The organism is Streptomyces sp. NPDC002446, assembly GCF_053595675.1.
The window spans coordinates 1-3890 of record NZ_JBSFYC010000149.1 but is presented as its reverse complement, the minus strand read 5'-3'; the positions used below and the strand labels follow the sequence as shown (position 1 = coordinate 3890).

Sequence of the window (3890 nt, the reverse complement as noted above, 5' to 3'; positions counted from 1 at the left end):
ACCGCCATCTGGCACAACTGGACCGCAGGCACACCAGCCAAACGCTCACTGATCGCGTACGACCACTGAAGACATCGGACTCAATCATCTAGGGGGAATCCCTGCCCGGCGCCGGGGCGGCTCCCCCGCGCAGAGCGGGGGCACACGCGAAACGGCCGGCCCCGTGTCGTACGGGGACCGGCCGTCGGCAACGCCTGGGCGGAGGGGGCTACTTGACCGGAGCGGGCTCCGGAGCCGTCTCCGACTCCTCGTCATCTGCCGGGTCGATGGGCGTCTTGACGGAGTCCAGCAGGAGCTGGGCGACGTCGACGACCTGGATGGACTCCTTCGCCTTGCCGTCGTTCTTCTTGCCGTTGACCGAGTCGGTCAGCATGACGAGGCAGAAGGGGCAGGCCGTCGAGACGATGTCGGGGTTGAGGGAGAGTGCCTCGTCGACGCGCTCGTTGTTGATGCGCTTGCCGATGCGCTCCTCCATCCACATCCGCGCGCCGCCGGCGCCGCAGCAGAAGCCGCGCTCCTTGTGGCGGTGCATCTCCTCGTTCCGCAGGCCCGGCACCTTGGCGATGATCTCGCGCGGCGGGGTGTAGACCTTGTTGTGGCGGCCCAGGTAGCAGGGGTCGTGGTAGGTGATGAGCCCCTCGACCGGGGTGACGGGGATGAGCTTGCCCTCGTCGATGAGGTGCTGCAGCAGCTGCGTGTGGTGGATGACCTCGAACTCGCCGCCCAGCTGGGGGTACTCGTTCGCGATGGTGTTGAAGCAGTGCGGGCAGGTGGCGACGATCTTCTTCGCCGACTTGGGCTTCTTGGTCGACTCGTCCTCGCTGTCCTCACCGAAGGCCATGTTCAGGGCCTCGACGTTCTGCTGGCCCAGCTGCTGGAAGAGGAACTCGTTGCCCAGGCGGCGGGCCGAGTCACCGGTGCACGCCTCGTCGCCGCCCATGATCGCGAACTTCACGCCCGCGATGTGCAGCAGCTCGGCGAAGGCCTTGGTGGTCTTCTTGGCGCGGTCCTCCAGGGCGCCGGCGCAGCCGACCCAGTACAGGTAGTCGACCTCGGTGAGGTCCTCGACGTCCTTGCCGACGACCGGGATCTCGAAGTCGACCTCCTTGGTCCAGGCGAGGCGCTGCTTCTTGGCCAGACCCCAGGGGTTGCCCTTCTTCTCCAGGTTCTTGAGCATCGTGCCCGCCTCGCTGGGGAAGCTGGACTCGATCATGACCTGGTAGCGGCGCATGTCGACGATGTGGTCGATGTGCTCGATGTCGACCGGGCACTGCTCGACGCAGGCGCCGCAGGTGGTGCAGGACCACAGCACGTCCGGGTCGATGACGCCGCCCGCGGCGAAGCCGCTGTCAGACGCAGCTTCGAGGGTGCCGATCAGCGGGCGCTCGGCCTCGGCGAGCGCCTCGGCGGGGACGTCGGCGAGCTGCTCGGCCGAAGCCTGCTCGGTGCCCTCCATGTCCTTGCCGCCGCCCGCGAGCAGGTACGGCGCCTTGGCGTGCGCATGGTCGCGCAGCGCCATGATCAGGAGCTTGGGGGAGAGCGGCTTGCCGGTGTTCCAGGCGGGGCACTGCGACTGGCAGCGGCCGCACTCGGTGCAGGTGGAGAAGTCGAGCAGGCCCTTCCAGGAGAAGTGCTCGATCTGCGAGACGCCGAACTGGTCGTCCTCGCCCGGGTCCTCGAAGTCGATCGGCTTGCCCTTGCTGGTCATCGGCGGCAGCGCGCCCAGCGCCACGTCGCCGGACGCCTCGCGCTTGAACCAGATGTTGGGGAAGGCCAGGAAGCGGTGCCAGGCGACACCCATGTCGGTCTTCAGGGAGACCGTGATCATCCAGATGAAGGAGGTCGCGATCTTCAGGCCGGCGAAGAAGTACGTGAGGTTCTGGAGCGTGGAGAGGTCCATCCCCTCCAGCCACGAGACGACCGGGTACGAGATGAAGAACGAGGCCTCGTAACCGTCCACGTGGTGCTGGGCGCCTTCGAGCGCGTGCAGCATGAAGATGCAGACGCCGACGATGAGGATCACGGCCTCGACGAAGTACGCCTGGCCGATGTTGGAGCCCGCGAAGCGGGACTTGCGGCCCGGCTTGCCCGGCCGGTTCAGCTGCCGGATGACGATGAGGGTCAGGATGCCGAGCGCCGTCATCGTGCCGAGGAACTCGACGAAGACGTTGTACGGTGCCCAGTCGCCGATGACCGGCAGGATCCAGTCGGCCTTGAAGAGCTGCCCGATGGCGTTGACGATCGTCAGCAGCAGCGAGAAGAAGCCCACCGCCACGAACCAGTGCGCCACACCGACGATGCCCCAGCGGTTCATCCGCGTGTGGCCGAGGAACTCCTTGACCACCGTGACGGTGCGCTGCGCGGGGTCGTCGGTGCGGGTCCCGGCGGGTACGGACTGGCCGAGCCGCATGAAGCGGTAGATCTGCAGGATGGCACGGCCGAACAGCGCGACGCCGACCGCGATTAGGACCAGCGACACGATGATCGCGGCGAGTTGCATTGGGGGCTCCTCGGACCTGCGAGAGCGGAAACTGAGAAAGCTGAGCGGGTACTACTAAGCAGTAACTTTTTTGGTCTGCGGCTGAGGTTACCCATTCTCCCGGGTGCCATGAAGCCGCCCGGCCGGTGATCTGCGTCGCGAAGGCAACCCTGTGCGGCGGTCCGGCGTCTTCGGGGGCGGCCGGGTGACGGTAAGGGCGACATAAAAGTTGAGTGGCCCGGACTCAGGTCTGTTGACAGGTTTTTCTTGGTGTTGCACTCTTGAGCCTGTTCCACTCAAGTCAGCTGGAGGAATTGAAATGGCACGTGCGGTCGGCATCGACCTGGGCACGACGAACTCCGTCGTCAGTGTTCTCGAAGGCGGTGAGCCCACCGTCATCACCAACGCCGAGGGCGCCAGGACCACGCCGTCCGTCGTCGCCTTCGCCAAGAACGGCGAGGTGCTGGTCGGCGAGGTCGCGAAGCGCCAGGCGGTCACCAACGTCGACAGGACCATCCGGTCGGTCAAGCGCCACATGGGCACCGACTGGAAGATCGGCATCGACGGCAAGGACTTCAACCCGCAGCAGATGAGCGCCTTCATCCTGCAGAAGCTCAAGCGGGATGCCGAGGCGTACCTGGGCGAGAAGGTTGTCGACGCGGTCATCACCGTTCCGGCCTACTTCAACGACTCCGAGCGCCAGGCCACCAAGGAGGCCGGTGAGATCGCGGGCCTCAACGTCCTGCGCATCGTCAACGAGCCCACCGCGGCCGCCCTGGCCTACGGCCTGGAGAAGGACGACCAGACCATTCTGGTCTTCGACCTCGGTGGCGGCACCTTCGACGTCTCGCTGCTGGAGATCGGCGACGGCGTCGTCGAGGTGAAGGCCACCAACGGTGACAACCACCTCGGTGGTGACGACTGGGACCAGCGCGTCGTCGACTACCTGGTCAAGCAGTTCCAGAACGGCCACGGCGTCGACCTGTCCAAGGACAAGATGGCGCTCCAGCGTCTGCGCGAGGCCGCTGAGAAGGCGAAGATCGAGCTGTCGTCCTCGACCGAGACGACGATCAACCTTCCCTACATCACCGCCTCCGCCGAGGGCCCGCTGCACCTGGACGAGAAGCTCACCCGCTCGCAGTTCCAGCAGCTCACCGCGGACCTCCTCGACCGCTGCAAGACCCCGTTCCACAACGTCATCAAGGACGCCGGCATCCAGCTGTCCGAGATCGACCACGTGGTCCTGGTCGGCGGCTCGACCCGTATGCCGGCCGTCGCCGAGCTCGTCAAGGAGCTGACCGGCGGCAAGGACGCCAACAAGGGCGTCAACCCGGACGAGGTCGTCGCCATCGGCGCCACCCTCCAGGCCGGTGTCCTCAAGGGCGAGGTCAAGGACGTCCTCCTGCTGGAC

Annotated in this window: 2 protein-coding genes; one reads left to right on the top strand and one right to left on the bottom strand. The window is 66.2% G+C overall.

The window, feature by feature from the left end:
• Nucleotides 1–208: 208 nt before the first annotated feature.
• Nucleotides 209–2500 carry a (Fe-S)-binding protein gene (locus tag ACWD6P_RS36790; protein WP_451448574.1) on the bottom strand — a complete coding sequence of 764 codons (2292 nt, stop codon included), beginning with the start codon at nt 2498–2500 and terminating at the stop codon, nt 209–211.
• A gap of 298 nt (nt 2501–2798) precedes the next feature.
• Here ACWD6P_RS36790 and ACWD6P_RS36785 point away from each other — a divergent pair.
• The coding region (locus ACWD6P_RS36785; RefSeq protein WP_451448573.1) for an Hsp70 family protein at nt 2799–3890 on the top strand (1092 nt) is incomplete at its 3' end.

Excerpts from the sequence above, each read along its gene's own strand:
- ACWD6P_RS36790 (WP_451448574.1), bottom strand. The coding sequence starts at position 2,500 with ATGCAACTCGCCGCGATCATCGTGTCGCTGGTCCTAATCGCGGTCGGC.